Genomic DNA, 26,953 nt, shown 5'->3' on the forward strand with positions numbered 1-26,953 from the left:
AAACGGGGTGGGATTCGGACAGTCGGCTCTTGGTATGGTAGCTCGGTTTAGCTGACGTATCACGCGGGGTTAAAGCATGGGCCAAAACCGTTATCGTGACGAACTTGAACGGGCATTGGCACGGTCGGATGCAAAGTCGCTCCGTGACACGATCAGCGTTTATCATCAGTTTGCCGCTTTAGACGGCAAAGCAGCACAGTCCTTCTACGATGATAATTCCGTTGAGATTGATGCCGTGATTCTCAGCGTCAACGATCCCGATAAGGCCTTCGCTTATCTTGCCTTGTCCACATCCATGTTCGACGAGCCTAGGTTCCTAATGCTTATGGCAGCGGGCCCACTTGAAAACCTTATGAAAAAGCCGCGCCGGGAAGTAATTGGTCGTATTGTTGCCGAGGCGAGGAAAAATCCTCGCTTCCGGTGGATGCTTACCGGCGTGTATCTGCACGCCATATCTGATGATGCACGCCTGGCGATAGCGCCGCTAATTGCCGGGATGAGCAGCGAAGGCCCAGTGCCAGACCGATCAAGCTGAGGTCGGAATTAGGGAAGGCAAAGCGCAAGACGAACGACAATCTCCGGGGTCGACTGCTGACCAACGGCATCGGGGTGGATATCGGACCGGCCGGTGTTCAGCGGGGAGGACGCCAACAATACTACCTGCTTATGAACTCTTCCCAGTAAGGTGAGCCGATGCACTCGCCCGTCGTCTCAATCCATCTGCCTCCGAGGTCAGTGCATTGAAACGACAGGCGCCCTGTCCAGACCCAGTAAACCGCGCACACGGCGAATGTCAAAGCTGCGACAACGGCCAAATTTCGCATCGTGCTGCTCCTCACAATGGTTTGGCGCATTTCTACCCCAAGTATTGGCTGCTTCCGGCGGTTACTGTCTAAAAGGTAAACGGCCGCAATGGGGTCGACTCTAGACTGACCGCTACTGCGGGTCGCAGGCAGTCCGGTCAAAGTGCCGATTGCACCAAAAAGACGCATTAAAGCCGGATGTCATCCAACTTCGAGAATACGACAGCGGCCACTGCGCCCGCGAGCATGAAAACCGCGCTGAACTCGATGGCCACAAATGTTGAGCCGGATGCTTTCGAGACAAAGTATATCGGCAGGAAGACAATCAGGCCACTAGCCAAGCCAAGAAGCCAAACCCATGCAGTATCCAACCCTGAATAACGTCGTCGAAGCCACATTCCTACCAACATTCCCGGAAGCGCCAGAAGCGCACCCGGAATAGTTCCAAGAATGACTGCCATAACAACAAAGTAGCTTGCCGACACCGGACTACTCCCCCTGGCAAACACGTCGACTAGGACGATCGCCACCCCCACGAGGCCGCATCCAACGGCGACGCTTGCAAGGTACCTTAGGACCAACGCCGAAATTCGTCGTTCGTTCTCACTCTTCACTTTGCCACCACGCCGTTCGTCAAGGCCACGCGCCCACGACTGCATTACTTGTCTGCTATCGGGCATCAGCCAACAAGCCTTTGGTGTCTCCAATGGGGTCGATAGCCGCCATCCCGCCCGCAGAAGGCGAGCAATTGCTTCTCGACGTGCATGCCTGAGGGGGCGCCGACCAACACAAGGTGATGTTGGTCGCATGGTGTTGGGGCGGGGGATGGACTAGTGTTGACGTCCTTGATTGGGACAGCGATGCTGACCCAGAATCGACCTTCCTGGACCAGATATGCCCGTTCTCAATCGTATTGCCGAGTTTGCCGACGAAATCGCTGCCTGGCGGCAGGATTTTCATGCCCACCCTGAAACGCTCTATGATGTGGTGCGTACAGCCGGGATCGTGGCCGACAAGCTGAGCGCGTTTGGCTGCGATGAAGTGGTGACCGGGATTGGCCGGACCGGGGTGGTTGGGGTGATCAACGGGCGCAGCAATGCCAGTGGCCGGGTGATCGCGCTGCGCGCCGATATGGATGCGCTGCCGATCACGGAAAAGACCGGCAAGGACTATGCCTCGACGGTGGATGGCAAGATGCATGCCTGCGGCCATGACGGGCACACCGCCATGCTGCTGGGGGCGGCGAAATATCTGGCCGAGACGCGCAATTTTGACGGCCGGATCGCGCTGGTGTTCCAGCCTGCAGAAGAGGGTGGCGCGGGCGCCAAGGCGATGCTGGACGACAAGCTGATCGAGACGTTCGGGATTGAAGAGTTTTACGGATTGCACAACTGGCCGGGCATGCCGGCCGGGCATTTCGGCATTCGGGCTGGCGGCATCATGGCGGCGACCGACCGGTTCTATATCGACATTACCGGCCAGGGTGGCCATGCGGCACGGCCGCAGACGACGATCGACCCGGTAATCGTGGCAGCCAACATGATTGTGGGGATGCAGGCGATCGTGTCGCGCAATGTCGATCCGCTGCACGCGGCGGTGCTGTCGGTGACGATGGTGGAAGCGGGCGAAGCGGACAATGTGATTTCCCAGAGCGCCAAGATCACCGGCACGGTGCGCACGCTGGACCTGGCGGTGCAGGACCAGATCGAACAGCGGCTGGCCGAGTTCGTGCCGCAGTTCGCCGCCAGCTTTGGCGCGACCGCGACGGTGCGCTATGCGCGCGGCTATCCGGTGACGGTCAATTCGGTGGCACAGACCGCGTTTGCCGCCGAGGTGGCCAGCGAGATTGCCGGGCCCGAGCGGGTGGATAGTGACGCCCCGCCATCAATGGGCGGCGAGGATTTTTCGTTCATGCTGGAGCAGCGGCCCGGCGCCTATATCTTTCTGGGCAATGGCGACAGCAGTGAGCTGCATACCGACACATATGATTTCAACGATGCGATCATTCCGATGGGCGTGAGCTATTTCGTGCGGGTGGCGGAGCGGGCGCTGCCGGTCGGCTAGCGGCGTGATCATTTCGTGCTTGTCTGGCACCCTCTCCCGGCCTCCCCCTAATAGGGGGAGGAATGGTCTGGTGGGCGGGGGGTGCTCCATAGACACTCCTTCCCGGCCTCATCAAGGAGGCGGTGACGTGTGGTGGGCAGGCGTTTTTTTGCCCTGAATTGAAGCAGGTTTGTGCCCCACGGGGGTGAACCCGGTGGGTTGGACGTGATGGCTGCACCAGCAACGACACTGAAGGCAATCTGGCCCGTGCTGCTGACCCTGCTGATTTCGGCAGCGGGGGGTGGTGTGGCGACGTTGGTGGGCATGCCCGCCGGGTGGCTGATGGGCGGCGCGCTGGCGGTTGCCGTGGCGGCGGTAGCGGGGCTGCCCATGGTGATGCCGGACCGGCTGCGGGACCTGTCGTTTCTGCTGATCGGCATGTCGATGGGGGCCAGTGTGGCGCCCGACAGTCTGAGCCTGATGGCCAGCTGGCCGCTGAGCATTGCGGCGCTGGCGATCGAGCTGGTGCTGATCGTGTCGCTGACCGGCTGGATGCTGGCAAAGGTGTTCAAGCTGGATCGCGGGACGGCCTATCTCAGCTCGTTTCCGGGGCATTTGTCGTTTGTGCTGGGGATCGCCTCGACCGGGGTGGGCAATACACGTCAGATCGTGATCATCCAGGTAATCCGCATTCTGATGCTGACCATCTGCGTGCCAATTGGCGCGGTGTTTCTGCCGATTGCCCATTTCGCGCCCCGGGTGGCGACCGACTATCTCGATGTCTGGCAATTGCTGGGGCTGGCGGCGGGATGCGTCGTGGTGGGGCTGGTGTTCATCAAGCTGAAATTCCCGGCCGGGTTCGTGCTGGGCGCCATGGCCGCAGCGACGCTGGGCAAGCTGGCCGGATTTTACAGCGCGGCCATGCCGGTGCCGCTGGTGACGCTGACCTTTGTGTTGACCGGGGCGCTGATCGGATCGCGCTTTGCCGGGATTTCGCGCGGCGAATTGCTGACGGCAGCCAAGGGCGGGTTCGTTGCCACGATGATGACAGTGGGCATTGTCAGCGTGGTGGCGTTTCTGGTCAGTCTGGTGGTGGAAATGCCTTATGGCCAGATCTGGCTGGGGCTATCGCCGGGGGCGCTGGAGGGCATGGGCGCGCTGGGCATTGCGCTGGGTTATGACACCGCGTTTATCGCGGCCCATCATGTGCTGCGCCTGCTGATGCTGACACTGGCCATTCCGACCGTGGTGGTGCTGATCAAGCGGCGCGAGAGCGCCACAATCATGGGTCAGGATTAGTGCAAAGGAGATTTGCCATGCTGCGTCGCGGTCTTGCCGTCCTCACCCTGTCCCTGCTGGCCACCCTGCCCGCCGCCGCGCTGCAGTGCAGCGGCACCGGCGGGGGCGTGACGTTTTCGTTCGGCTTCAATGTGGGCGAATTCAGCGAACAGGAACGCGCCGAATTCGACCTGATGATCCTCAAGCGCATGGGCGTGGATGCCACGCGAGTGGAACGCTGGGGCGACTGCCTTCGGGCCTTTGTGCGCAAGCCCGGCGGCGGCGAGGAGATGCAGTTCTTCAACCCCGACACCTATGAACGGGTGTATTGAGCCGGCTGCAAAGCTTACCGGAACGTGGCGGGAAGATTACCAGCACTTTCCGAAATGTCATAAGAATTACAGGTGTTTAACTGGCGATGGCGGCGCTTGATCGGCATGTTCGGGGTGTTCACCTCCTCCCGAACAAGGAAAAAGAAAAATGATCAAGACCCTCGCAGCTGCCGCCTTCGCCACCGTTTCGCTGATCGCCGTTGCCGTGCCCGCACAGGCCGCCAACACCTATGCCGATGCCAGCTATTCGGTCGCCGACAATGAAGCCTCCATCATCCAGCGCCTGACAGAAAAGGGCGTGGACGTCCAGGGCGTGGAAGAGTGGAGCGGCTATGTGCGCGCCTTCGTGACCAATGCCGATGGTTCGACCAGCATGGCCATCTATGACCCGATCTACCTCAACGAAGTCAATTTCGGCGCCCTGTAAGCTGACGCCGTAACGATCCGACCCCGGCCCGCGCCAGACAGCGCGGCCGGGGCTGATTGCGTTGGATCAGGCCAGACCACCCAGCGTGGCGGTGCTGGAGCTATCGAGCGCGATGAAGGCAAAGCCATTGGCGCCCAATTGCAGGCTGTCATGGCTCAATACGGCGCGCTCTGAAACCGGCTCAAGACTCGTACCGTCGTGCAGGCCGGTCATGGCCACGGTGTGATCATCGGCCGACAGATTGAACACGCACAGCATGGCGTCGTTGCCGCTGCTGCGGCGGAAGGCCAGAACGGGCTCGGGTGTGTCGCAGAAGGTAATATCGCCCAGGGCCAGCGTGGGATGGTTCTTGCGCCAGGCCAGAATGGTGCGGAAAAAGGCCAGCGTGGAGCCGTCATCGGCATTCTGGCCCGCGACATTGAGCGCGGATTGCTCGGGCTTGAGCGGCAGCCACGGCTTGCCGGTCGTGAAACCATTGGGCGGCAGCCCCTGATCCCACGGCATGGGAGTGCGGCAGCCATCGCGGCCCTTGTCCTCGGGCCAGAAGCGAATGCCGCGCGGATCGGTCAATTCCTCAAACAGCAGATCGGTTTCGGTCAGCCCCAGTTCCTCGCCCTGATAGAGGCAGACCGAGCCCTTGAGCGAGAGCACGAGCGCGGCTGTCTGATGAGCCAGATCGGGCAGGCTTCTGGCGTGCTCGGCCCAGCGGCTGACATGGCGCGGCACGTCGTGGTTGGAGAAGCTCCAGCAGGGCCAGCTGTCCGGCCCGATTTCGAAAAATGTCTCGATGCGCGAGCGGAAATGGGCCGCGGTAAACTGGGGGCCCAGGAAATCAAAGCCGTAGCACATGTGCAGCGTATCGCCGCCGGCGGTGTATTGCGCCATCAGTTCAACCGAGCGATGGCTGTCGCCAACCTCGCCCACCGAGGTGGCGCCGGGGAACTGATCGAGCAAGGCGCGGACGCGGCGCAGAAAGCCCAGATTTTCCGGCTGGCTCTTGGAAAACTCGTGGATCTGCATCTCGTAAGGGCTGGCCGAATGGGGCCCGTGGCGGAAATCGGGATCGGCCGGGTTTGAACGCAATTGCTCGTCGTGGAAATAGTAGTTCACGGTATCGAGGCGGAAACCATCAATGCCGCGCTCGAGCCAGAAGCGCATCACGTCAAGCACTGCATCCTGCACGGCAGGATTGTGGAAGTTCAGATCAGGCTGGCTGGTCAGGAAATTGTGCAGGTAATACTGCCCGCGCGTGCCGTTCCACTCCCAGACACTGCCACCGAACACGGCGGGCCAGTTATTGGGGGGCGAGCCATCGGGCAAGGGATCGGCCCAGACGTACCAGTCGGCGCGGGCATTGGTGCGCGAGACGCGGCTTTCCTGGAACCAGGCATGGTGATCGGAGGTGTGGCTGACCACCTGATCCATGATGACCTTGAGGCCGCGGGCATGGGCCTGCTTGACCAGGGTATCGAAATCCTCGAGCGAGCCAAACAGCGGATCGATCTCGCAATAGTCCGAGACGTCATAGCCCATATCGGCTTGCGGCGATTTGGTGATGGGAGAGAGCCAGATGCAATCAACGCCCAGGCTGGCAATGTGATCAAGCCGGGCAATGATGCCGGGTAGATCGCCGACCCCGTCGCCATTGCTGTCCTGGAATGAGCGTGGATAGACCTGATAGATTACCCCGCCACGCCACCATTCCGTCATCTGCACACTCCGTCATCGCTCTGGTGAATCGGCCCACGCGACCGCTTGTCTGGCGCAACCTAACGGTTCATGGCCTGCGCGTGAAACGCTTAGGGCGCAATGGAGAGGTTCGCACAAGACAGAGCGGGCGACGTGGGGATGCACGAAACGGCGACGGCGGCGGGGTGGTTCCCGTTGCGATCAGGCGTTGGGGTGCGTGGTGCCGAAGGCAGCGTGCGCCTGACTGCGCGCGCCAATGGCGATCACTCGTGGCGCAATCGATCGATCCGGGAGACCGGATATGGTGGTCAAAAAGGCCATTCAGGCGATGATGGCAGCGTCGACGCCATTGGGTGTGGAGCCACCAAACCATCCAGCTTCTGGCTTCTGGCTTCTGGCGTCTGGGCTTCGATTGCTTCAAGGCCCTGTCCGACCTGGCTGCGCAGGCAATCTACCCGAACTGACCACCAGGTGGGCGTGGTGAGGACGGCGACGCGACTGAGCGGATTGCGGGCGCGAAAACTCTCGAAATCCGCCCCGAACAAGTCGACGGGCCGAGGTTCGAATTCCCGGCCCTGCAGATCCAGCCAGATGGTGACGCGGCGGACGAAGGGCGACCTTTTGCCACCCTGCAGGGCCAGCATCATTCCGGCTTTGCCGCCAAAATGATTGGATCGACCTCGACAAGCCGGAGCGCGGTGACCATGTCAGCCGTACCCAGCTTGTATTTGAGGAAATGTGGGGTCTGGATATGGGCCTCATAATCGGCACGGGAGGCGTAGACTTCAAGAATGCGGATGTGATGCGGCTGGTCCCTATGCGCAACCGCGTGCAACATGAGAACGCCTGGCTCGATCTCGATAGAAGCCGCGATTTCTTCGGTGAGAAATCCGGAATAGGCCTCCAATTGACCTGGATCAACTTCTATTTCGGCGATGCGGATCATGCGTGGGTCGGACATGCTCACACCACTGCGCTGATAAGCGGTTCGCCGGCGAAGTGGGCGTCGAGATTGGCAACGACGAGGGCGCCCATGGCGTTGCGGGTCTGGTTGGTAGCGCTGCCCTGATGGGGTGAGAGCACGACATTGTCGAGCGCGAAGAAGGCTTCGGGTACGGCCGGTTCCTTTTCGAAGACGTCGAGCGCGGCGCCGCCCAGACCACCGGACTGCAGCAGGTCGAGCATGGCGGCTTCATCGATCAGCGTGCCACGGGCGACGTTGACGATATTGCCGTTGGGGCCGAGCGCTTCGAGCACCTCGCGCGAGACAATGCCATTGGTGCCCTTGCCGCCCGGCGCAATGACAACAAGCCAGTCGCTGTCACGGGCCATATCGACAAGATTGTCGTAAAAGATATGGGGCTCGGCGGGCTGGCGCTTGCGGCCATAATAGACCACGCGCATTTTCATGGCCTGGGCCCGAGAAGCGATCTCCTTGCCGATGCGACCGAGACCGAGAATGCCGACTGTCTTGCCGGTGAGTTCGGAGAACAGGCCCATGCCAGCGGAAGGCCACTTGCCGGCGCGGACGAACTGGTCGGCTTGGGGGATGCGACGGGCCAGCGCGATCATCAGGCCGATGGTGAGTTCGGCCACCGCGTCGTTGAGCACGCTGGGTGTATTGGTGACGCGCACATTGGCGGCGCGCGCGGCGGCGGTGTCGATGGTGTCGTAACCGACGCCAAAATTGGCGATGATCTCGAGCTTGGGCAATCTACCCATCAGTTCGGCGTTGACTGCCCCACCGGCGATGGCACGCACATTGGGGCTGATTCGGGCGATAAGAGCCTCCTTGTCATCTGTCTCATGCAGCTTGTGCACCGTGAAGCGTTCGGCCAGTGCCGCCTCGCAGGTATCGAGCAGCTTATGGGTCTGGAGGATTTCGATGGGCATGGGGACTCACGACAAAGGAGGGCAAATGATTGCGCTACCATACTAGAGCGGCTGCACAGCGCAAATAGCGCGATCTTTTGCAGAGCCGCTGGACGCGGCCGTACAAACGTGTAGCAATGGTGGTGTAGTGGGATGAGCCGTAAACCTTTCGGAGCGAAATGGCCGATCAACCGCCGTTTGATGAAATGTACGAAGCGGATGGCAGTGTCCGCGAACCCTATCGGGCCCTCTCACAGTGGCTGGAAGAGCAGCCAGACAAAGCGCTGAACCTGATGCAGGCCGATGCGGAAGCGATCTTCCGCAAGCTCGGCATCACCTTTGCGGTCTATGGATCGGACGAGGGCACCGAAAAGGTGATCCCGTTCGACGTGATCCCCCGCATTATCGCGGCGCAGGAATGGCGCAAGATGTCCAAGGGCATCGAGCAGCGGGTCAAGGCGCTGAACGCGTTTCTGTATGACATCTACCACCGCCAGGAAATTCTCAAAGCCGGGCGTATTCCCGAAAAGCTGATCCTGCAGAACGAAGCCTTTTGCCCTGAAATGATGGGGCTGGAGCCGGCGCGCGGCGTCTATGCCCATATTATCGGGGTGGATATCGTGCGGGTCGGTCCCGACGAATTCTACGTGCTTGAGGACAATCTGCGCACGCCTTCGGGTGTCAGCTACATGCTCGAAGACCGCGAAGCGATGATGATCCTGGCGCCGGACCTGTTCCACCGCTGCAAGGTCGCGCCGGTCGAGAACTATCCGGAAAACCTGCGCCGGACGCTGGAAAGCGTGGCGCCGGAAAATTCGAGCTCATCGCCCAATATCGTGGTGCTGACGCCGGGCATCTACAACTCGGCCTATTTCGAACACTCGTTCCTGGCCGACCAGATGGGCGCGACGCTGTGCGAAGGCCCTGATCTGTTTGTTGATGGCGGCAAGGTCTATATGCGGACCACGACCGGGCCGGAACGCGTCGACGTAATCTATCGCCGGATCGACGATGAATACATCGATCCGCTGGCCTTTAACCCCAGCTCGATGCTGGGCGTGCCTGGCCTGTTCGACGCCTATCGCGCGGGCAATGTGACGCTGGTCAACGCGCCTGGTACCGGCATTGCCGATGACAAGGCGGTCTATACCTATGTGCCCGAAATCATCGAGTTCTATCTTGGTGAAAAGGCCATTCTGCAAAACGTGCCGACCTATAACTGCACCGATGAGGAAGAGCGCAACTGGGTGCTCGCCAATATCGCTGACCTGGTGGTCAAGGAAGTGCACGGCTCGGGCGGCTACGGGATGATGGTGGGGCCCACCTCGTCCAAGGCCATGCATAATGAATTCCGCAAGAAGATCGAAGCGCGGCCAGACAATTATATCGTGCAGCCCACCTTGGCGCTGTCGACCTGTCCCACTTACGTCAATTCAGGCATCGCCCCGCGCCATGTCGATCTGCGCCCCTATGTGCTGATCGGCGATGAGGTTCGGATAACGCCCGGCGGGCTCACTCGTGTCGCGCTCAAGAAGGGCTCTCTGGTGGTCAATTCCAGCCAGGGCGGCGGCACGAAAGATACGTGGGTGCTGGAAGATTGAGAATGCTCGGTAGGACTGCACAAAATCTGTTCTGGCTCAGCCGCTATGTTGAGCGGGCCGAAAACATGGCACGCCTGCTGGAGGTGGGCTACCGCATGAGCCTGACATCGCGCCGTGAAGGCGGGGTGTCGGAACATCTGATCTCGATGATGCAGGCAGCCGAAGTCGAAGAGGAATTCGGCAAGAAGGATCGTGTTGCTGACGTCGATACGGTTGCCCAGTTCATGATGTTCGACCCCGAGAACCCCAGCTCGGTCTATTCCTGTCTGCTCAACGCCCGGACCAATGCGCGCACTGTGCGCACCGCCATCACCAGCGATATGTGGGAAGCGATCAATTCGGCCTGGCTAGAATTCAGCCAAATCAAACCGCACCATGTGCGTGGCGCCAAGCTGCTGGGCCTGCTCGAATGGGTCAAGAATATCGGCCACCAGTTCCGCGGCGCCCTGCTGGGCACCAAGCTGCGCGATGACGGCTTCGCCTTCCAGCAGGCAGGCAATTTCATCGAGCGTGCGGACAATACGGCCCGTATTCTGGACATGAAATATTATGTGCTGCTGCCGCGCTCGAAAATGGTGGGCGGGGATCTCGACATCCAGCAGTGGACGCTGATCCTGCGGGCGGCGTCGGCCCATCGCAGCTATCGTCACGTTTATCACGACCGCTACAAGGCCCATAACATCGCCGACTTCCTGATCCTGCGGCCCGAAATGCCCCGATCACTGGTGTATTGCGCACAGTATGTGGAAGACAATCTGGCGACGCTGAGCAAGTTCTATGGCGAGCGCCAGGCCTGCAACGAGGCCGCAAGCCAGCTACGAGCCATGGTGGAAAACACCGACATGGACAAGATCTTCGGATTTGGGCTGCATGATTTCCTTACCGAATTCATGGCCCGGGCCGACCGCGTTTCGGACACCCTTTCGGAGAGTTACAACTTTTACTGATGCGTATCACCATCCGCCACCAATTGAGCGTTACCCCGCCTGCCGGCACAGCTCACGCCGTGATGCACCTGTTGCTGACCCCCAGCAATGGATCGACGCAGACTGTTGAGGAGTGGAATGTCGAGGTTCCCGGGATCGACAATGCGGCGGTGTTTTCAGATGCCTATGGCAATAGCGTTCAACTGGTGAACCAGGAAAAGCCCGAAGGACCGCTGGTGGTGACCGTGAGCGGTATCGTGCAAACCACGGACAAGCATGGTGTGGTTGGCCGTATCAGCGGCGAAAACGTGCCGGCGCTGTTCAAGCGGATTACGCCGCTGACCAAGGTTTCGGTCACATTGTACAGCAAATTCAGAGGTAGCAAGGATTCGCGGATCGATGTGCTGCACGCATTGATGGCGCGTGTGGGCGAAACGCTGGGCGTGGACACCGAAGCAGGTCAGAGCCAGTCGCAGAGTTCGTCGGGAGGCTCGCAAAGCCAGAGCCAGAGTTCGGATGAGGCGGCACCGGCAACAGCCAGCGAACTGGTTCACATGTTTATTGGCGGGGCGCGTGCGCTCGACATTCCGGCACGTTTTGTGACCGGCTATGTGGCCGCAGAGCCTGATGGCGATGACGATCTGATTGGCTATCATGTCTGGGCGGAAGCCTATGACGAGGTGCTGGGCTGGGTGGGGTTTGATCCGCTGCTGCAAATCTGTCCGTCCGACCTCCATGTACGGATGGCCGTTGGGCTGGACGAGTTGTCGAGCACCCCGCTGCGCGCATCGCCCGAAGGCGACGGCGTTGAAGTGCTATCCGTATCGGTCGCTTCGGAGGCCTGAGTTTGGCGGCCGCCAATCCCCTGCATTATGAGAGCCCGGTTCTGGCGCGGCTCTATGATCAGGACAGCGGCTGGTCAGCGGATCGCGACTTCTATCTTGAGCGGGCCGGAAATACCCCCAAGCGCATCCTTGATCTGGGCTGCGGTACGGGATTGCTGTGCGACGCCTATGCCGCACGCGGCCATAGCGTGACCGGGGTTGACCCAGCCGCCGCCATGCTCGCGGTGGCCAGAAACAAACCCAATGGCGCACAGATCGAATGGGTTCAGGCCACCGCCGAGCAGTTTTGCAGCGAGAAGCGTTTCGACCTGATCATCATGACCGGCCATGCCTTTCAGGCGCTGGCAGATGAGGCTGCCGTGCAGCAAACGCTGGCGGTGATCCGCACCCATCTGGCACCCGGCGGCGAGGTTGTTTTTGAGTCCCGGAACCCTGCCATAGACTGGGTGGCGCGGTGGGGCGGCGAAACGGTGCTGCAGGTTGATGGGCAAAGTGTGACCGAAGCGCACCGCAACATACGCCTGGATGGCGCCTATATACACTTCGACACCCACTACACGCTGGCTGACACCGCGATGGTTTCGTACAATACGCTGCTGTTTCTGACGCGCGAGGCGATCGCCGGGCAGCTGGCGCAAGCGGGTCTGGTGCTCAACACGGTAATGGGCGATTGGGACGGCACGGCGTTCGACGCGTTGCTTTCGCCCGAAATGGTGTTCGTGGCCAATCTCCCCAGCCAGGGGTGAGCCCGGCCTTGCTGCCTAGAAATGATGGCGCAGGCCGATAACCTGTGCGTTGTGGCCGTCGAACATGTCGCCCATGGTTCCCCAGGCGCCGGAGCGATGCTGCACGCGGTAGAACAGTTCTGTGTCCGGGTTATCCGGGGCCGACAGGTTGATCTCGGGCGCCAGATAAAACAGGAGGCCGGGATCGGCATGGCGGTCTGCGGCGCGCTCGGCCTCAACCCCAATGGAATTGGTGACGGCGCTCAGGCCAAAGGTGAAGGCGGGTGAGATGCGCAGCTGTTCGCCAATCGTCCAGCCATCATAGCGAGCCACCGCGCCAGCCCAGACTTCGCCGCTGGCCTGTTGCCCGCCCCGCAGGGCAAGGCCGGCCTCGACACCAAGATGGAAGTCAGGAAGCGGCTCGGCGAGGAATTTCTGATAGCCGGCGCCAAGCACTACATTGTCTTCGTAATCAGCGACCAGCGGCGCCAGAGCGTGCTCAAAATAGCCGTCCACATAGCGCCCGCCAAAGGCGAAAACTGCCTGATCACGACCCTGGCCGAGTGCAGTTACCGTGAAGCTGACAAGGGCTCCGAGCAGAGTCAAAAACAGAATGAAAGCAACACGCACGACACAACCACCGGCTTATCCAAAAGGTGGCAGGCAAATGGTTTGGCGCTAAAGTAGTTCCGGCCAAACGCGTGTGGGCGACAATCGTGATCGGTGCAGGCCCCGCCTAGAGCGTCAGAATGTAGAGCCAGATCGAAATGGTCAGCGCCGAGCTGACGGTGGCGATCAGAATGGTATTGGCGGCGACGTTGACGCCACGATTGTAATAGGTGGCGAACACATAGGCATTGACGCCCGCAGGCATGGCCGAGAGCAGGATGCCGTAACGCGCGATCTCCATGGGGACATGGAACACCCAGATCATCAGCACATAGGCGATGGCGGGGTGAATGATCAGCTTGATCAGCGAGGCAATCAGCGCCTGGCGCCAATTGTCGGAGAGCTTGAACTCGTTGAGGGCGCCGCCAATGCCGAACAGAGCTGCGGGGACGACGGCCTGGCTCATCATGCGCAGGAAGGCATCGGCGGGCTCGACCAGTTGCAGGCCCGCGAAATAGCCGATCATGCCGGCGGCAATGCCCCAGATCAGCGGATTGGATGCCACGCGCTTGCCGGCGACCAGCAAGGTGCGCCCCAGCGAGGCACCATCGCGGCGCATCAGCTCGATGGTGACCATGCCAGTGGTCAGCAGGATGGCGCCATGCAGGCCGATGATGGAAAGCACGACCGGCAGCGCCTCGACACCATAGGCGCGCTGGATGATGGGCAGGCCGACCAGAACGGTATTGGTGAACATGCCCGAAAAACCCACCGAGACGGCAACGCCGGGACTGTTGCCGAAGCCGCGCAGGGCAATGACGATGCCCAGCACAAAGCAGACCAGTGCGCCGATGTAATAGGGGCCAATGATCGCGGGATTGAACGCGGCGGCGAAGTCGCTCGTTACCAGTGAGTGGAACAGCAGACAGGGCGTGGCGAAATTATTGACGAAGGCAATCAGGCTCTTAATGCCCTCGGCCGGAAACAGGCGCAGCCGAACGGCGCCAAAACCAAACGCCATCAATGCAAAGATGGGCAGAATAACGCTGATGATGGCGAGCATGGCCGAGACTTCCGGGGCCGGGATGGTTCCCTGCCGTACGCCGCCAAAACCGCGGGGTCAATGGCCAGCTGGTATGGTAGATTGACGTAGCCGTCAGAGATGATAAACGAAACTCTACGCTTCCAATCCGAAATCCAAACGCGTAGAAACGAAAGCAACACAGGATGGAACCCATGAGCGTAGGCGACAGCGTTGATATCTTTGTCATTGGTGGCGGCATCAATGGCGCCAGTGTGGCGCGGGACGCCGTGGGGCGCGGCTATTCGGTGGCGCTGGCGGAGATGAATGATCTCGCCTCGGGAACCTCCTCGGCCGCGACCAAGCTGGTGCATGGCGGGCTGCGCTATCTTGAGCATTACGAATTCCGACTGGTGCACGAGGCTCTGGCCGAGCGGGAAATCCTGTGGGCTGCCGCGCCGCATATCATCTGGCCGCTGCGCTTTGTGCTGCCGCACCACAAGGGCCTGCGGCCAGCAGTGATCCTGCGCGCCGGGCTGGCCATGTATGACTATATGGGCGGGCGCCGCCTGCTGCCGCCCACCAAGACGCTGGACCTGAAAAAGGACATCACCGGCAAGCCGCTCAAGCCAGGCTACAAGCTGGGCTTTGAGTATTCCGACTGCTGGGTGGATGATGCACGCTTTGTGGTGCTGAACACCCGCGACGCCGCCGACAAGGGTGCGGCGGTGCATGTGCGCACCAAGGTGACCAGCCTGCGCCGCGACAAGGGTGAATGGATCGTCGAGCTGGATGGTGAAGCAGGTCGGCAGACCGTGCGCGCCAGGCTGGTGGTCAATGCCGCCGGGCCCTGGGTTGATGATGTCATCACCGGGGCCATGGGCAAGAATGGCGCGCATAATGTGCGGCTGGTCAAAGGCAGCCATCTGGTGGTGCACAAGCTTTATGACCATGACCGCTGCTATATTTTCCAGAACAGCGACGGGCGTATCATCTTCGCCATTCCCTATGAGAACGACTACACGCTGATCGGCACCACCGATGAGGACTATGATGGCGACCCCAAGGACGTCAAAATCTCCGCTGCCGAAACCGACTATCTGCTGAGCGCGGCGAGCGAGTATTTTGCCAAGCCGCTGACCCATGACGATATCCACTGGAGCTATTCGGGCGTGCGGCCGCTGTTTGACGACGGCGCCAGCGCGGCCCAGGAAGCCACGCGCGACTATGTGCTCAAGGTGGATGGCGATGCCGAAACCGGGGCGGCGATCAATGTGTTTGGCGGCAAGCTGACCACATCGCGGCGGCTGGCCGAGTCGGTGCTCGAAAAGATCGAAGAAGTGCTGGGGGCCAAGGGCGAGCGCTGGACCAAAAAAAGCACCCTGCCCGGCGGCGATTTCGAGCCATTGGCGTTCGATGCCGAGGTGCGCCGGCTGCACAAGGACTATCCCGAACTGCCCAAGGAAATGGCGCATCGCCTGACCCGGCTCTATGGCACCAGGGCGCGCGTGCTGCTGGGCGACCGGCAGGATCTGGCCAGCCTTGGCGAGCATTTTGGCGCTGATCTGTATGCAGCCGAAGTAGACTATCTTGTGAGCCATGAATGGGCGCGCACCGCGCAGGATATCCTGTGGCGGCGCACCAAGCTGGGTCTGCGGGTGAGCAAGGACGAGACGGCAAGGCTCGCAGGCTATCTGGCCAAAGCCGGCTGATACAGGCGCGGCGATATTCCCTCTCCCTGACGGGAAGGGTTAGGGTGGGGTGAGGCCGTGGCTCAAACACCCCCGCCCCTGTCCCCCCCTATAAGGGGCGGGAGACGATAGAACCGAAAACTCGGCGTCGAGGAGATTGTGATGCGTGACTATATTCTGGCGATTGATCAGGGCACGACCTCGAGCCGGGCAATCGTGTTTGCCAAGGATCGCAGCATTGCCGGGTCCGGGCAGAAGGAATTCACCCAGATCTTTCCCCAGGACGGCTGGGTAGAGCACGACCCCGAAGAGATCTGGGAGAGTGTGGTCTGGTCGGTCAAGACGGCGCTCGAGGACGCGAAAATCACCGCAAAGGATGTGGCGGCCATCGGCATCACCAATCAGCGCGAAACCACGCTGATCTGGGACCGCAAGACCGGCAAGGCGGTGCACAATGCGATTGTCTGGCAGGACCGGCGCACCGCAGCCTATTGCGCCACGCTCAAGAAGGACGGGCATGAAGCGCTGGTCACCGACAAAACCGGGCTGCTGCTGGACCCCTATTTTTCCGGCACCAAGATCAAGTGGCTGCTCGACAATGTCGAGGGCGTGCGCGCGCGGGCCGAAGCCGGCGATCTGGCATTTGGTACCATTGACAGTTTTCTGATCTGGCGGCTGACGGGCGGCAAGTCCCATGTCACCGACGCGACCAATGCGGGCCGCACGCTGCTGTTCGACATTGCCGACAATGAGTGGGACAGCGAACTGCTGAACCTGTTCACCGTGCCTGCCGCGCTGCTACCGGCAGTCAAGGATTGCGCCGATGATTTCGGCACCGCCGAGGTAAGCCTGTTTGGCGCTGACATCCCTATTCTGGGGGTGGCGGGCGACCAGCATGCGGCCACGATCGGGCAGGCCTGCTTTGAGCCGGGCATGCTCAAATCGACCTATGGCACAGGCTGCTTTGCGCTGCTCAATACGGGCACGGACATTGTGCGCTCCAAGAACCGGCTGCTGACCACCATCGCCTATCGGCTCAACGGCGAGACGGTCTATGCGCTCGAAGGCTCGATTTTCATCGCCGGGGCGGCGGTGCAGTGGATCCGAGACGGGCTCAAGCTGGTCAAGCATGCCAGCGAAACCGGCCCGCTGGCCCGCACCGCGGACCCCAGCCAGAATGTCTATATGGTGCCCGCCTTTGTGGGGCTGGGCGCGCCCTGGTGGGATGCCGATGCGCGCGGGGCAATCTATGGCCTGACGCGTAATTCGGGCCCGGCGGAGATCGCCAAGGCGGCGCTTGAAGCGGTCTGCTATCAGACGCGCGACCTGCTTGAAGCCATGCGCAAGGACTGGGGCGATAGCGGCAAGACCGTGCTGCGGGTCGATGGCGGCATGGTCGCCTCGGACTGGACCATGCAGTTTCTCGCCGACATTCTGGATGCACCGGTCGACCGGCCCAGAATCCTTGAAACCACGGCACTGGGTGCGGCCTGGCTGGCCGGCTCAAAGGCCGGGGTATGGCCCGACATGGCCGAATTTGCCGCCAGTTGGGCGCTGGACAAGCAGTTCAAACCCGAGATGGATGCCACCACGCGCGACGCCAAGATCAAGGGCTGGGACGATGCCGTGCAGCGGACGTTGACGACGCGCTAGGGCGAGCCGAAGAGCTGCCGAGAGCCGAGACACCAGGGGTTAGAAAGCTTCCGTTCTGGCAGCTGGCCAGCCACGTCTGAAATTGGGGTGGGAAGGAGACGGTCTGGTTTTGGTTCACACGAAGCGTTAGCTGCCGCACCTGCAAGATACGACTTTGAAGTTGGGCTCTAGCCGGCTAGGCCCAGAGTGTCCCATGCCAGAGAGGCCGCCACGTGGAAGACATCTATTTCTGGGCATCTGGCACCCTAGTCGCATCAGGCTTTCTTCTGTCCGCTCGCAACTGGCTGCTGTTCTTACTCGTGCTCTTGCCTGGCGCCGTGTGCCTTATAGGACTTTGGGTCGATTTTTGGTCGACCCTGAATTGCGGGGATGCGTGCCCGTCCGGACACGATATTGGAATTGGACCAATCACCGGGATCGTCGTTGCAGCCAGTCTGTTCTTTGTTCTGATTGCTGCCACTAAAGGGTTTATGATCAGGCGTCGGCGGAGCCCTTAGCACTGACGAACGGCTGCTATTTGGATCTTTCGGTCGGACCACGACCGGCAGAAACGGGGTCGCAAGCCGCCGGGCCGCAACGCGCCCCATTTCAGAGGTTAGGTCCTCGTCGGTGACGTCCTAAAAGCAGAAACTCTTATGAGGCTCCGGCAACGCCGATAAGGGGTGGAAAGCTGACGGTCTGCATTTCCACCTGTTCGCCGGTAGCAGACCTAAGCGCCCAACTTTTGAATTCAGCTGCCCACTGTTATCCGGCAGATCAGCGTATTGTCCTGATGCAGATCCTCGCCCCAGATCAGCTCGGCTGAACTGTCCCAAGCGATATTGTCGTAGCCGTCCTTGGGACTGACCTCCTGGGCGCTATGTACCACGGCAGCGGGCCAGGCGCTGTCGTCAAAGCCGGGCGCGGTCCAGTCTGACGGAATATCGGTTTCGGTGAAGCCGCAGGCGCCCTCACCGGCAACCGGATTGCTCTCCTTGGCGCAGGCGACATCCAGCGGCGCATGGTGGACAACCAGGCAACGCGCATCGCCATCGGTGACCGCGACCAGAGCGCCTGCGGCATCGTGGAACTGTGCAATCAGCCCACCATCGCCCATCTGCTGGCGATTGGTGCCGATATATTCGAGCCCGGAATCGTTCTCCTTGAAATCCTTGGCCATGATGGCAATGGTCATGGGCATGTCGGCTTCAAAGCTGGCCGTCTCGGCGTTGAAAGAGCGTTCGGTCGTGATCGGCACGCTGTCTTCCAGGACCTTTTCGCCGTTCACATACATCTCGAACCAGTTGTCCGCCCATACATCTGCGGTGATTGTCTGGCTCTGGGCCATCACCGAGCCGGTGCCCAGGCTCAGCACGATTGCGGTCGCGAGTAAGGTGTGCATCTGGTTTTCCTTCATATGGTTCAGGAACAGGCGTCCTGCGGCGGGGGATCGGTTCAGTTCAGGAAGGCAATACTGGATGACGCGATGATCTTGCCTTCCATGGCCTGGGTCATGCTGGACCAGTCCACTTGCAGGTCATCATGGGCTGGCAAATCGTCCAGTGCGCTGCTTAGTGCGTAGAGCGTGATGACATATTCATGCTGGGCCCCGGGTGGCGAGCATGGCGGCGTGTAGCCGGTGCGCCGTTCATCCTTGTCGCCCCCCTCATCGCCGATGGAGGCGGGATTGCCTCGTGGCAGCTCAACAGTGTCGACAGGAATATTCCACAACAGCCAATATTGGCTGGGCGCATCCACCCCCTCGACGGTCCCTTTGGGATAGTGGTGCATGATCAGCGCCAGGCCTTGCGTGTCGACAGGCGTCGCGGACCAGGCGAGAGGCGGCGTCAGCCCGTCGCCGCCGTCGCGGGTGCATTTGAGATCGGCGGGCAAAGTACCGCCATTGACCATGACCGGGCTCGACAGCATGAACGTGTCCTGCGCTGCCGCCGACCCGGCCAATCCTGCCAGCATCAGCGCAGTGATCCAGCGCCGTGGCGCGACCGGCATCATCGGCAATACTTGCCGGTTTTGATCTCGCCCTTATTGGTCACCGTGCGCGTTTCGAAATCGTAGCAATCCGGCGTGTCGGAGGGTGTGTAACGCATGTAGTACTCTTCGCCCTGATAGGTGTAATCCATGCTGCGCTGACCCGAGGCATCCTGGGTGAACACCAGGCCCTCAACCCCACCGCGTGGCGGCTGACCGGGCTCCAGACCAACGCCGCCACCAGCAGGTGACAACGGGGCAGTCCGTGGCAAATCTTTCAGATCGGCGACCGTGCCCATCAGGCACTGGATAATATAGGGGGCCTCCAGCGAGGTGTGATAGCGATAGCCAAAGGTGTCGTCGGCCTGCCCGTTGCAGACATCGAGCACGTCTATGGCGATGGGCGTGCCGTCGGGATTGTTGTCACCGAAGATGGGGAAGCCGTCAAAGGCCCAGCCGATGATGGCGTCGTCACCGGCATTGTCCATCTGTTCGATCATGCAGGTCGGTTTGACGTGGTAGTGATAATCATCGCCACGTCCGGCATGGCCACCACAGACATCGAGCTGCTGGGTCAGCAGGGTGTCGTGCTGGGTTTGGTGGTGGTACAGATCGGCCTCGGTCATCTCGCCGCCGCCGGTATAGTCAAAGATCGGCACACCGTTCACGGCCACACCCAGCGCCGCGTCGCGCGTCTGTGGTGTGTCGCCCAGGCTCGGCTGCAGCGGGATAGGGGCGGCATAGTCCTTGGCCGGAACCGGCACCTGCTCGTTGGTGCCGACAATGCCGGTCATCAGAGTGTGGTCGGGATAGGTGTCCGATGTCATCACCGCCTGCCCATTCTCACAGGTGACGGTGACACTATCGGCAAATCCGGCATCGGCCACAGATGCCATGACGGCGGCGCAATGCTCGTCTTCCGACTCGTGGGAATGTGCGGTAGCGGGCGTAAAAACCGCTGTTCCGATGAGCATCGTCAGCGTTGTCACACCGAACTGAAAATGGAGAGGCTTCGTTATCGGCATGGTGACTCCAGTGATTGCCTGTTGGGCTCTGAGACTGAAAAACGGCTCGGCAATGGCAGCGACCTTTCAGATCACCGCCAGGCGAGGACTAGCCGCGCGGCAACTGACCCGAGACGTGGGCGGCTTCAATCTCTTCGGCGGAGACCGTGTCATCTCCGTCGATGTCGATCAGATCAAAGAATTCACCAAGGCCCATCTGACGGTAGAGCCGTTCGTTGGCATAGTCGGTAACTTCCGCAAGCGTCAGACGACCGTCCGCATTGGCGTCTGAGCCATCGAAGGCGAACTCGGGCTGAACGCTGGCGACTTCGCTCTCGTCAAGAACCTGATCCTGGTTGAGGTCGAACTGGTCAAAATAGGCAACCATGCCGACGCTGCGTTCCGGGCCCATCGCAATAAACTGGTCGATTTCGGCCCGCGTAACCTGACTGTCGTGATCAAAATCAGAGGCGCTGAAAGGACCGTGAGGTCCGGGGCTTCGGGGACCATTCGTCAGACTGTTTCCCGCAGTCTGCGCAAAGGCAGAGCTGGCCAACAGGGCTATAGTGGCTGCCGCCAGAATGAGCTTCGTGGTCGTTTTCATTGTGCCCTGCAACTCCCAAAGATAATATCACGCCATCTGCGGGCCGCTACGGCACCCGCGATTGTTGCGCATAGTCATACGGTCGCGGGCTGCCCGATGGCACGTTACAAGCCGGTCGCAAACATGAACGTTTGGAAACAGATCGTCATTGCTGAGGTCGTGCAGGACAAGACTGCTCCTCGACGACACGGAGCCGTAACGCTGGGCGCTGCGATGGGTGAGCGCGTGTGGCCGCTCTCATCCGGTGAGTAGCGACGAGATCGCTATTCCTATCCTTGGGAGAGAACTGAAGGACGCAGCTGCGGCTGAACGATTTTTGGCCAGGGTCGACCCGGCGGGCCGGCGCATCGCATGTCGCATCGGCGTCTTCGCTGACGCAACCGGCTTTTGCCATCAGTCGCGAGTTGCAGCTATCGCCATGTGGAGAGGCGACTGCTTACATACATCGGAACATACGGCTTGAGTGGCTGAAATGGGGTCTTCAGCAGATGGGCGATTTGGGTTTTTTTCCTGACCGACCGGTTTGCGGCCGGTCAGGAGAAAGAACCCAGACTTAGACGAGGTGACGGCTATCGCGAGACTGGATCGTCTTGCTGGTCAGGGGAGGCGCCGTTCTGGGCATCGCCTTTGGCGATCGATGCCGTGGCGGGAACGCCATGGTAGCCGGAAATCGATTTGGCGCTGGCCATGCCTGGAGATTGAGACTTGCCGCCGAGCATATCGCGGGTGGCCTTTTCGATCCGGTCGCCAATGTCTTTATCCACCTTGCGCCAATAGTCAAAAGCGCGCTCCAGGATCGGCTCACTGACGCCGTTGGCCAGATGTCCAGAAGCGTTTTTGACAAATCGCTCGCGTTGCTCATCGTCCATGACGTCGCGCACGAGTGCACCGGCTTGGCTCCAATCGTCATCTGCGGCGCGTAGGGTGTAAGCAGCGCGGACCATGTCGCCATCGGCCATCCAGGTCGCTTCTCCCCCTGTTTCCGGCTGCGCTCCAGCACCACCATATGAGTTGGGCGCATAGACCGGATCGAGCGCATTGACAGTGCGGCCGCGCCCGGCACGCGAATAGGAATGCACCTCCGCCGCCTTGGCCTGATTGACCGGAATCTGCTTGTAATTGACCCCCAGCCGAGCGCGGTGTGCGTCAGAATAGGAGAACCCGCGCGCGAGAAGCATCTTGTCAGGGCTGAGACCGATACCCGGCACCATATTATTTGGCTCGAAGGCCAATTGCTCAATCTGCGTATCCCAATCCACGGGGTTTGTATCGAGCGTTAGCTTGCCGACCTCCATCAACGGATAATCGGCATGCGGCCATATCTTGGTGAGGTCAAACGGGTTGATACGATAGGTCTTGGCGTCGTCGAAAGGCATCACCTGGAACTTCAACGTCCAGCTTGGGAATTCACCTCTGGCGATGTGCTCGAACAGGTCGCGACGGTGATAGTCGCCGTCCTGGCCTGCCATCTTGTCAGCCGCGTCCTGTGTAAGGTGCGCATTGCCGTCGCCCAGATCGGTATGGAAGTGCCACTTGACCCAGAATTTTTCGCCCGCTTCGTTGGTGAGCATGTAGGTGTGGCTGCCGTAACCGTTCATTTCGCGCCAGTTCCTGGGCACGCCGCGATCGCCCATAAGATAGGTCACCTGGTGTGCACTTTCGGGGCTGAGCGTCCAGAAATCCCACTGCATGTCATGATCGCGCAGTCCGTTATCGGCCCTGCGCTTCTGGCTACGGATGAAGTGCTGGAACTTCATCGGGTCGCGAATGAAAAAGATCGGCGTGTTGTTGCCGACCATATCGAAATTGCCGTCATCGGTGTAAAACTTCACCGAGAACCCGCGCGGATCGCGCCACGTGTCGGGACTGCCGCGTTCACCGGCCACGGTGGAGAAGCGGACCGCGGTTTCCACTTTGGCACCAAGCTGCAGGAATTTTGCCTTGGTGAATTTGCTGACGTCGCTGGTCACCTCAAAATGGCCAAATGCCCCACTTCCCTTGGCATGGGGCTGCCGTTCAGGAATGCGCTCGCGATTAAAATTCGCCATCTGCTCAATCAAGTAGTGATCATTGAGCACGATCGGGCCGTCTCGACCTATCGTGAGCGAATGCTCGTCGCTCTGGACCGGAATGCCTGCATCGGTCGTGGTGCGGGGGGCGGAGCTCTTATCGGCCATGGTCGTGTCCTCGGGGTGCGTTGCTATAGCACTACAACCGATGGCGGGAGCGGCAGGTTCCGTCGTGAGCGGTCCTGATCGGGCATGCGTTGCAGGACTTAGTGATGAGGGGCGACACGGCCGCACTTTGTCGGCTCGAAGCGCCGGGCAAAACTGCGCAGACTGTATTGTCGGCGGCACGCCGGCTGCAGCTGAACCGGCCCGTTTGTCGCTAGACCACCTTGAGCCAGGGCTGGAAACTGCCGCCGGCGATCATGGCCCAGTAGAGCTTGCCGTTTGACGTCCGCGCGACGGCCAGACCGAATTCGGTGAATTTGGCATTGAGCAGGGTCGAGCGGTGGCCAGAGGATTGCATCCAGCCCTCGATGGCACCTTGCAGGCTGGTATAGCCCTTGGCGAGGTTTTCGCCGACGGCGCCCTGATAGCCTGCGGCGGTGACGCGCTCGCGCAGGGTAACCCCCAGATCGTGGCTGAGCGTGTTCTTGCTGGCCATCAGGCGGGCCTGTGAACGGGCGGCGTCTTCAAGGCGGGGATTGTAGCTCCAGGGGCCCGCTCCATTGGCCTTGCGCACCGCGTTGATGGCGGTGAGGATTTCCGCGTCGCTCATGGTCTCGGGCGTGCTGGCGCCCTTGGGCAAGACCGGAATGGTGCTTGCGCAGGCGGACAGCGCCAAGGCGGCACCGAGAACGAGAAAGCTGCGGCGGGGCAAAGTCGACATCAAGCAAATTCCACTTGTAGCGGCGCTATGGCACCATGAATCCGAAGGTCTGGCATACAGCGTTCTGGCGTCGCGCATGGCGCTCGGTTGATCTGATATCACGCAAGGAAGATTGCCAGTCCATGAAGATCATAGTGGAAAGCTGGCAGTTCTGGGCCGCCGGTGGCCCGGCACCAAAGCCAGGGCGCTAGGCCTGATCATAGGCGCTGAGCAAGAGCGGCAGCATAGTGAGCTGCCAGATGATCGCCTCGCCCGCCTCCAGGGTCCAGCAGGCCGAAAGCGCCGCATGGGCCGAGGCCCAGCCCAGAACACGCTTGCGACTGTAACCCAGCCGTTCGGCCACCATGTCGGCCATGGCGGCGATGCGGCGGGGATCCTTGACCGTATCTTCGGCGCCCAACGGATTGATGAAGGCATTGGCCAACTCGTAACAGGGGTCACCCAGCAGCCCCTTGGGATCAATGGCCAGCCAGCCCCGATCGGAGGACATGATGTTGTCATGGTGCAAATCGCCATGCAGCGGGATCTGCGCGGTGGGGCGATCAAACAGTTTGAGCGCTATGCCGGCGGCCCGGGCATACATGTCGCGGGCGGTGTGGGGCCAGGCGCGCACATCGGTATCAAACAGCGGCTGGAAGCGCTCGCGCAGCGGCAGCATGTCTTCAAGCGGCTCGGCGCGAGCACGGTGCAGGCCGCCCACCACAGAGCACAGCGCGGTGGTGGACTGATCATCATGACCGGCGCGCACGGCATCGCCCAGCGTGCCGCCATCGAGCCATTCCATGAAAATGGTATCGCCGTGGATATCAAAGACCGTTGCAGCCCCCTCCCCGCCATACCAGTTCATCAGGCGCCCGCCACGCCGCTCTTCCTGCGCCGCTGCAGGCTTGAGCAGTTTGAGCACGGCGAAATTGCGCCCGTTCTGCTCGACCTTGAAGATCGTGCTGGACGGGCTGTCGGCAAGCTGGGTCGACTTGGTCAGCGACCAGCGGATCATGGCGCGGCTGAGCGCGGTTTGAAGGGGCGACTGATTCATCATGACCGCCATTAGAGCAGAAGCCGGTGCCGGATTCGACTGGCAGCCAAACATGGCCGGAAAAGTTGATCAAGATGGGGCACAAGCCGGCAGCGGTCGCCCTTGACACAAAAGCAAGCATAACGCGCAAAAACGCTGGGACGGCAAGGCTTCTTAACCGGATGGGGGCGCATGATCAGTGCATGCAAACGGCGGGCCCTGGGGAGGACCATCGATGACGCATTACAAGAGAGACGACGCCTACGCCCATCCTGAACTGACCGACATTATCAGCCCTGATGAAGCGCGGCCGGGTCTGCTGCGGCAGTTTGCCAATGGCCTTGGCGGGCTGGTGGTGCTGATGCTGACCGGACTGGTGCTGATTGTCATGGTGTTCTGGAAATCGCCCTGACCGAACCGGCAATGGAAAACACCCCGACCATTGCCCGGGGTGCAATCAATCATGGGCCGGGCGGGTCAGCCTATTTGATGCGGTAGGCATCCTTGGCAGCCTGATAGCTCAGATGCTTGGCAACATCGCGCGCCGTGCTGCGCGAAATGCGGTTCTCACCCACCCAACGTCCCAGAAAGCCACAGACTTCGCGGCGCCAGACATCGTGACGGGCCGGGATCGAGAGCAGCGCGCGGGTGTCGTCGTTGAAGCCGGCCAGATTATAGAAGCCAGCGCTTTCAACCACCTGATCGAGATAGCGACGAATGCCCTGTGGGCTATCATGGAACCACCATGGCGGCCCCACCAGCAGGCTGGGCCAGTAACCGGCCATGGGGGCCAGTTCGCGGGCATAAGTGGTTTCGTCGAGCACGAACATGATCAGGCGCAGATTGGGCTCATTACCGCAGCGTGAGAGCAGCGCGCGCAGGCCGTTGACGTAATCGGTGGTGCCCGGAATGTCGGCACCCAGATCGGGGCCACGCTCGGTGAACAGCAGCGGATCGGTGTTGCGGCGCGAGCCGGCATGGATCTGCATGACCATGCCATCCTCGACAGCCAGCAGGGCCATTTCGGTCAGCATCTGGGCGCGGAACAGTTCGGCATCGTTGGCTGTATGCGTGCCAGCCAGAACGCGGTCGAGCAGTGCCTGCTTGTCGACCAGAGGCAGATCAGCCGTGTTGGCCGTCGGCACGCCGTGGTCGGTAGCCACCGCGCCATGCTGGCGGAAAAATTCGCGGCGAATGCGGTGGGCGTTGATCAACCCGTCCCACCTGGTGATGTCCTCGCCGGTCAGTTCGCCGAACTTTTGCAGGTTGGCGGCAATGGCAGGGCGGCTTGGGTCGGTGACGTCATCGGGTCGATAGGTGGTGCGGACGCGACCGATATAGCCATCGGCCTTCATCTTTTGATGATGCGGCAGGGTATCGAGGGCAAATTCGGTGGTGGCGATGACCTCGACATTTGCATTGTCGAGCACGGCGCGCGGCAACAGGTCGGGCGTGGCGAGCGCGGCATCAATGCGATCATAGATGGCGTCGGCGGTCTCGCCCGAGAGTTCTTCTTCAATGCCGAAGGACGCCTTGAGCGAATGATCGATCCAGGTCTTGGAGGGGGTGCCGGCAAACAGATAATAATTGGCCGCAAACAGTCGCCAGGCATCGCGGCCGGCGGCGACCGACTTGCCATCCTTGCGGGGCACGCCCAGATCGTCATAACTCAGGCCACGGCTGCGCAGCATGCGCAAGACGTAGTGATCGGGCGTCAGAAACAGGCTGGCCGGATCAGAAAAGCGCTGGTTGTTGGCAAACCAGGCCGGGTCGGTGTGACCGTGCGGGCTGATCAGCGGCAGGTCGGAGACCTCGGAATAGAGCTGGCGCGCAATGGTCTGGGCGGGCTCGGAAGCGGGAAACAGGCGGTCTGGATGCAGGTGTGTCATGGACCATTTTTGCCATGAACCGCGTCCGGAATCAATCATCTTCCATACAAGATAAGCGATGGA

General features: G+C 60.8%; 27 protein-coding genes. 12 read left to right on the forward strand and 15 right to left on the reverse strand.

The genetic code is table 11. The features are described from left to right. The first annotated feature begins 76 nt into the window (after positions 1-76). Complete coding sequence (locus tag KD146_RS12220; protein WP_212658934.1) at positions 77-535, forward strand: DUF6869 domain-containing protein; 459 nt, start codon at positions 77-79, stop codon at positions 533-535. A 456-nt stretch (positions 536-991) separates the two neighbouring features. On the opposite strand, the gene KD146_RS12225 is transcribed toward KD146_RS12220, so the two are convergent. Beyond that, positions 992-1,462 (reverse strand): hypothetical protein, encoded by a 471-nt coding sequence (locus KD146_RS12225; RefSeq protein WP_212658935.1) that lies wholly within the window; start codon positions 1,460-1,462, stop codon positions 992-994. Positions 1,463-1,697: 235 nt separating this feature from the next. On the opposite strand from KD146_RS12225, the gene KD146_RS12230 reads away from it, so the two are divergent. The 4 genes from KD146_RS12230 (at position 1,698) to KD146_RS12245 (ending at position 4,883) form a co-directional block, all read left to right on the forward strand. Next, positions 1,698-2,867 carry a M20 aminoacylase family protein gene (locus KD146_RS12230; RefSeq protein WP_212658936.1) on the forward strand — a complete coding sequence of 390 codons (1,170 nt, stop codon included), beginning with the start codon at positions 1,698-1,700 and terminating at the stop codon, positions 2,865-2,867. Between the two features lie 207 nt (positions 2,868-3,074). Beyond that, a complete protein-coding gene (locus tag KD146_RS12235) occupies positions 3,075-4,145 on the forward strand; it encodes an AbrB family transcriptional regulator (RefSeq protein WP_212658937.1) in 1,071 nt (356 codons plus the stop codon). A gap of 17 nt (positions 4,146-4,162) precedes the next feature. Then, a complete protein-coding gene (locus KD146_RS12240) occupies positions 4,163-4,456 on the forward strand; it encodes a hypothetical protein (protein WP_212658938.1) in 294 nt (97 codons plus the stop codon). A 148-nt stretch (positions 4,457-4,604) separates the two neighbouring features. Beyond that, complete coding sequence (locus KD146_RS12245; RefSeq protein ID WP_212658939.1) at positions 4,605-4,883, forward strand: hypothetical protein; 279 nt, start codon at positions 4,605-4,607, stop codon at positions 4,881-4,883. A 66-nt stretch (positions 4,884-4,949) separates the two neighbouring features. Here KD146_RS12245 and KD146_RS12250 read toward each other — a convergent pair whose 3' ends face one another. The 4 genes from KD146_RS12250 to KD146_RS12265 form a co-directional block, all read right to left on the reverse strand. Then, positions 4,950-6,593, reverse strand: coding sequence for an alpha-glucosidase (locus KD146_RS12250; RefSeq protein WP_212658940.1), 1,644 nt, complete (start codon positions 6,591-6,593; stop codon positions 4,950-4,952). A gap of 287 nt (positions 6,594-6,880) precedes the next feature. Beyond that, the gene (locus KD146_RS12255) at positions 6,881-7,219 is read right to left on the reverse strand and encodes a glutathione S-transferase N-terminal domain-containing protein (RefSeq protein ID WP_212658941.1); all 339 of its coding nucleotides are present in this window, start codon (positions 7,217-7,219) and stop codon (positions 6,881-6,883) included. Next, a complete protein-coding gene (locus KD146_RS12260; RefSeq protein WP_212658942.1) occupies positions 7,216-7,533 on the reverse strand; it encodes a putative quinol monooxygenase in 318 nt (105 codons plus the stop codon). The genes KD146_RS12255 and KD146_RS12260 overlap by 4 nt, the downstream gene beginning before the upstream one ends. 2 nt (positions 7,534-7,535) lie before the next feature. Then, positions 7,536-8,465, reverse strand: coding sequence for a 2-hydroxyacid dehydrogenase (locus tag KD146_RS12265; RefSeq protein ID WP_212658943.1), 930 nt, complete (start codon positions 8,463-8,465; stop codon positions 7,536-7,538). A 158-nt stretch (positions 8,466-8,623) separates the two neighbouring features. Here KD146_RS12265 and KD146_RS12270 point away from each other — a divergent pair, with 158 nt between their 5' ends. Genes KD146_RS12270 through KD146_RS12285 form a run of 4 tightly spaced genes read left to right on the forward strand, consistent with a single transcriptional unit; the run spans position 8,624 to position 12,562 of the window. Continuing rightward, on the forward strand, positions 8,624-10,045 hold the full coding sequence (locus KD146_RS12270) for a circularly permuted type 2 ATP-grasp protein (RefSeq protein WP_212658944.1): 1,422 nt from the start codon (positions 8,624-8,626) through the stop codon (positions 10,043-10,045). A 2-nt stretch (positions 10,046-10,047) separates the two neighbouring features. Further along, positions 10,048-10,992, forward strand: a complete 945-nt coding sequence (locus tag KD146_RS12275) for an alpha-E domain-containing protein (protein WP_212658945.1) — start codon at positions 10,048-10,050, stop codon at positions 10,990-10,992. Continuing rightward, positions 10,992-11,816, forward strand: a complete 825-nt coding sequence (locus KD146_RS12280) for a transglutaminase family protein (RefSeq protein ID WP_212658946.1) — start codon at positions 10,992-10,994, stop codon at positions 11,814-11,816. Before KD146_RS12275 ends, KD146_RS12280 begins: the two co-directional genes overlap by 1 nt. A 2-nt stretch (positions 11,817-11,818) precedes the next feature. Beyond that, the gene (locus KD146_RS12285; protein ID WP_249327663.1) at positions 11,819-12,562 is read left to right on the forward strand and encodes a class I SAM-dependent methyltransferase; all 744 of its coding nucleotides are present in this window, start codon (positions 11,819-11,821) and stop codon (positions 12,560-12,562) included. A 15-nt stretch (positions 12,563-12,577) separates the two neighbouring features. Here KD146_RS12285 and KD146_RS12290 read toward each other — a convergent pair whose 3' ends face one another. After that, positions 12,578-13,171 carry a hypothetical protein gene (locus tag KD146_RS12290; RefSeq protein ID WP_212658947.1) on the reverse strand — a complete coding sequence of 198 codons (594 nt, stop codon included), beginning with the start codon at positions 13,169-13,171 and terminating at the stop codon, positions 12,578-12,580. 106 nt (positions 13,172-13,277) lie between these two features. Beyond that, positions 13,278-14,213 carry an AEC family transporter gene (locus tag KD146_RS12295; protein WP_212658948.1) on the reverse strand — a complete coding sequence of 312 codons (936 nt, stop codon included), beginning with the start codon at positions 14,211-14,213 and terminating at the stop codon, positions 13,278-13,280. Between the two features lie 173 nt (positions 14,214-14,386). On the opposite strand from KD146_RS12295, the gene glpD reads away from it, so the two are divergent. After that, positions 14,387-15,883, forward strand: coding sequence for a glycerol-3-phosphate dehydrogenase (gene glpD, locus KD146_RS12300; RefSeq protein WP_212658949.1), 1,497 nt, complete (start codon positions 14,387-14,389; stop codon positions 15,881-15,883). 141 nt (positions 15,884-16,024) lie between these two features. Next, positions 16,025-17,515, forward strand: coding sequence for a glycerol kinase GlpK (gene glpK, locus KD146_RS12305; protein ID WP_212658950.1), 1,491 nt, complete (start codon positions 16,025-16,027; stop codon positions 17,513-17,515). A gap of 730 nt (positions 17,516-18,245) precedes the next feature. Here glpK and KD146_RS12310 read toward each other — a convergent pair. The 7 genes from KD146_RS12310 to KD146_RS12340 all read right to left on the reverse strand — a co-directional run bounded on the left by KD146_RS12310 (position 18,246) and on the right by KD146_RS12340 (position 25,022). Then, complete coding sequence (locus KD146_RS12310; RefSeq protein ID WP_212658951.1) at positions 18,246-18,896, reverse strand: PEBP family protein; 651 nt, start codon at positions 18,894-18,896, stop codon at positions 18,246-18,248. A 53-nt stretch (positions 18,897-18,949) separates the two neighbouring features. Further along, the gene (locus KD146_RS12315; RefSeq protein WP_212658952.1) at positions 18,950-19,507 is read right to left on the reverse strand and encodes a YbhB/YbcL family Raf kinase inhibitor-like protein; all 558 of its coding nucleotides are present in this window, start codon (positions 19,505-19,507) and stop codon (positions 18,950-18,952) included. Beyond that, the gene (locus KD146_RS12320) at positions 19,504-20,508 is read right to left on the reverse strand and encodes a YHYH protein (protein ID WP_249327664.1); all 1,005 of its coding nucleotides are present in this window, start codon (positions 20,506-20,508) and stop codon (positions 19,504-19,506) included. Before KD146_RS12320 ends, KD146_RS12315 begins: the two co-directional genes overlap by 4 nt. 88 nt (positions 20,509-20,596) lie before the next feature. Then, positions 20,597-21,091: an EF-hand domain-containing protein gene (locus tag KD146_RS12325; RefSeq protein WP_212658953.1), complete on the reverse strand. Its 495-nt coding sequence runs from the start codon at positions 21,089-21,091 to the stop codon at positions 20,597-20,599. A gap of 569 nt (positions 21,092-21,660) precedes the next feature. Further along, the gene (locus tag KD146_RS12330) at positions 21,661-23,268 is read right to left on the reverse strand and encodes a catalase (RefSeq protein WP_212659215.1); all 1,608 of its coding nucleotides are present in this window, start codon (positions 23,266-23,268) and stop codon (positions 21,661-21,663) included. Positions 23,269-23,479: 211 nt separating this feature from the next. Next, positions 23,480-23,986 carry a CAP domain-containing protein gene (locus KD146_RS12335; protein WP_212658954.1) on the reverse strand — a complete coding sequence of 169 codons (507 nt, stop codon included), beginning with the start codon at positions 23,984-23,986 and terminating at the stop codon, positions 23,480-23,482. Positions 23,987-24,173: 187 nt separating this feature from the next. Continuing rightward, the gene (locus KD146_RS12340; protein ID WP_212658955.1) at positions 24,174-25,022 is read right to left on the reverse strand and encodes an aminoglycoside phosphotransferase family protein; all 849 of its coding nucleotides are present in this window, start codon (positions 25,020-25,022) and stop codon (positions 24,174-24,176) included. Positions 25,023-25,236: 214 nt separating this feature from the next. Here KD146_RS12340 and KD146_RS12345 point away from each other — a divergent pair, with 214 nt between their 5' ends. Continuing rightward, a complete protein-coding gene (locus KD146_RS12345) occupies positions 25,237-25,413 on the forward strand; it encodes a hypothetical protein (RefSeq protein ID WP_212658956.1) in 177 nt (58 codons plus the stop codon). A gap of 70 nt (positions 25,414-25,483) precedes the next feature. Here the strand turns inward: KD146_RS12345 and uxaC are convergent, their stop codons facing one another. Beyond that, positions 25,484-26,926: a glucuronate isomerase gene (gene uxaC / locus KD146_RS12350; RefSeq protein WP_427857088.1), complete on the reverse strand. Its 1,443-nt coding sequence runs from the start codon at positions 26,924-26,926 to the stop codon at positions 25,484-25,486. Positions 26,927-26,953: the final 27 nt, after the last annotated feature.

It is taken from the genome of Devosia litorisediminis (genome assembly GCF_018334155.1).
GTDB classification, from domain to species: Bacteria; Pseudomonadota; Alphaproteobacteria; order Rhizobiales; family Devosiaceae; genus Devosia; species Devosia litorisediminis.

What these genes read in the sequence shown, in the direction of transcription:
- KD146_RS12220 (WP_212658934.1), top strand. Translation starts at nt 77, where the DNA reads ATGGGCCAAAACCGTTATCGTGACGAACTTGAACGGGCATTGGCACGG.
- KD146_RS12225 (WP_212658935.1), bottom strand. Translation starts at nt 1,462, where the DNA reads ATGCAGTCGTGGGCGCGTGGCCTTGACGAACGGCGTGGTGGCAAAGTG.
- KD146_RS12230 (WP_212658936.1), top strand. Translation starts at nt 1,698, where the DNA reads ATGCCCGTTCTCAATCGTATTGCCGAGTTTGCCGACGAAATCGCTGCC.
- KD146_RS12235 (WP_212658937.1), top strand. Translation starts at nt 3,075, where the DNA reads ATGGCTGCACCAGCAACGACACTGAAGGCAATCTGGCCCGTGCTGCTG.
- KD146_RS12240 (WP_212658938.1), top strand. Translation starts at nt 4,163, where the DNA reads ATGCTGCGTCGCGGTCTTGCCGTCCTCACCCTGTCCCTGCTGGCCACC.
- KD146_RS12245 (WP_212658939.1), top strand. Translation starts at nt 4,605, where the DNA reads ATGATCAAGACCCTCGCAGCTGCCGCCTTCGCCACCGTTTCGCTGATC.
- KD146_RS12250 (WP_212658940.1), bottom strand. Translation starts at nt 6,593, where the DNA reads ATGACGGAATGGTGGCGTGGCGGGGTAATCTATCAGGTCTATCCACGC.
- KD146_RS12255 (WP_212658941.1), bottom strand. Translation starts at nt 7,219, where the DNA reads ATGATGCTGGCCCTGCAGGGTGGCAAAAGGTCGCCCTTCGTCCGCCGC.
- KD146_RS12260 (WP_212658942.1), bottom strand. Translation starts at nt 7,533, where the DNA reads ATGTCCGACCCACGCATGATCCGCATCGCCGAAATAGAAGTTGATCCA.
- KD146_RS12265 (WP_212658943.1), bottom strand. Translation starts at nt 8,465, where the DNA reads ATGCCCATCGAAATCCTCCAGACCCATAAGCTGCTCGATACCTGCGAG.
- KD146_RS12270 (WP_212658944.1), top strand. Translation starts at nt 8,624, where the DNA reads ATGGCCGATCAACCGCCGTTTGATGAAATGTACGAAGCGGATGGCAGT.
- KD146_RS12275 (WP_212658945.1), top strand. Translation starts at nt 10,048, where the DNA reads ATGCTCGGTAGGACTGCACAAAATCTGTTCTGGCTCAGCCGCTATGTT.
- KD146_RS12280 (WP_212658946.1), top strand. Translation starts at nt 10,992, where the DNA reads ATGCGTATCACCATCCGCCACCAATTGAGCGTTACCCCGCCTGCCGGC.
- KD146_RS12295 (WP_212658948.1), bottom strand. Translation starts at nt 14,213, where the DNA reads ATGCTCGCCATCATCAGCGTTATTCTGCCCATCTTTGCATTGATGGCG.
- glpD (WP_212658949.1), top strand. Translation starts at nt 14,387, where the DNA reads ATGAGCGTAGGCGACAGCGTTGATATCTTTGTCATTGGTGGCGGCATC.
- glpK (WP_212658950.1), top strand. Translation starts at nt 16,025, where the DNA reads ATGCGTGACTATATTCTGGCGATTGATCAGGGCACGACCTCGAGCCGG.
- KD146_RS12310 (WP_212658951.1), bottom strand. Translation starts at nt 18,896, where the DNA reads ATGCACACCTTACTCGCGACCGCAATCGTGCTGAGCCTGGGCACCGGC.
- KD146_RS12315 (WP_212658952.1), bottom strand. Translation starts at nt 19,507, where the DNA reads ATGATGCCGGTCGCGCCACGGCGCTGGATCACTGCGCTGATGCTGGCA.
- KD146_RS12320 (WP_249327664.1), bottom strand. Translation starts at nt 20,508, where the DNA reads ATGCCGATAACGAAGCCTCTCCATTTTCAGTTCGGTGTGACAACGCTG.
- KD146_RS12325 (WP_212658953.1), bottom strand. Translation starts at nt 21,091, where the DNA reads ATGAAAACGACCACGAAGCTCATTCTGGCGGCAGCCACTATAGCCCTG.
- KD146_RS12330 (WP_212659215.1), bottom strand. Translation starts at nt 23,268, where the DNA reads ATGGCCGATAAGAGCTCCGCCCCCCGCACCACGACCGATGCAGGCATT.
- KD146_RS12335 (WP_212658954.1), bottom strand. Translation starts at nt 23,986, where the DNA reads ATGTCGACTTTGCCCCGCCGCAGCTTTCTCGTTCTCGGTGCCGCCTTG.
- KD146_RS12340 (WP_212658955.1), bottom strand. Translation starts at nt 25,022, where the DNA reads ATGAATCAGTCGCCCCTTCAAACCGCGCTCAGCCGCGCCATGATCCGC.
- KD146_RS12345 (WP_212658956.1), top strand. Translation starts at nt 25,237, where the DNA reads ATGACGCATTACAAGAGAGACGACGCCTACGCCCATCCTGAACTGACC.